Raw genomic sequence first — 1,090 nt, 5'->3', positions numbered from 1 at the left:
CTGTCACCCCGGCCAGGACGTCGCCGCGCAGCCAGGACCGCCGGTAGCCGGTGAACTGCGCCAGTCCGGGGACCCAGCGCGCCAGGTTGGTTGTCATCACGGTTGATTCTTGCCGCAGTCCGCGTGCGCGGCAGCCGATCATGGTGTGTAGTCACATTCGTGATTCCGCTGAGTTGGAAGTACGTCGAGACGCGCACCGATGACGACTTCGTCGTCAACCCCGGGGAACGGCTCAATTGGTCCAGCACCATCGGTATCGGGGCCCAGCATGTGGTGGCCATGTTCGGTGCCACGTTCCTGGTCCCGGTGCTCACCGGCTTTCCGCCCGCCACCACGCTGCTGTTCTCCGGTGTTGGCACCATTCTGTTCCTGCTCATCACCGGCAACCGGTTGCCGAGCTACCTGGGGTCGAGTTTCTCGGTGATCGCCCCGGTCACCGCGGCGGTGGCCTCGCACGGAACCGGAAGCGCGCTGGGCGGTTTGATCGCGGTCGGGGTGTTGTTGATCCTCATCGGAGCGGTGGTGCACCTGGTCGGCACCCACTGGATCGACCTGGCCCTACCGCCGGTGGTGACGGGCGCGATCGTCGCACTGATCGGCTTCAACCTCGCGCCGGCCGCCAAGGCCAATTTCGAGAAGGGACCCTTGGTCGGGCTGGTGACGTTGGTGCTGCTCGTCGCCACGCTGGCGTTCTTCAAGGGCCTGATCGGCAGGCTGGCCATCTTCGGCGCGGTACTGATCGGGTATCTGCTGGCACTGGTCCTCGGCGATGTGGACACCGCGGCGATCGCCGCGGCACCGTGGCTGGGGCTGCCCGAGTTCCACACCCCGACGTTCAACCTGGCGGTTCTGCCGCTGTTCCTGCCCGCGGTGATCGCACTGGTCGCCGAGAACATCGGGCACGTCAAGTCGGTGGGGCAGATGACCGGCACCGATCTCGATCCGATGATCGGCCGTGCGCTGGCCGCCGACGGCGTGGCCACCGTGCTGGCCGGCGCCGGGGGCGGATCGGCCACCACCACCTACGCCGAGAACATCGGCGTGATGGCGGCCACCCGGGTCTACTCGACCGCGGCGTACTGGGTTGCCG

Annotated in this window: 1 protein-coding gene; it reads left to right on the top strand. The window is 67.3% G+C overall.

Going from position 1 to position 1,090, the window contains the following annotated elements; translation table 11 throughout:
- Positions 1-159 precede the first annotated feature (159 nt).
- On the top strand, positions 160-1,090 hold a 931-nt coding region (locus ACWGPE_RS19190), incomplete at its 3' end, for a uracil-xanthine permease family protein (protein ID WP_452049345.1).

This window comes from Agromyces sp. NPDC055658 (assembly GCF_053618155.1).
Note: the sequence above shows the minus strand (reverse complement) of the source record. Positions and strands in the feature narration are given on the sequence as shown.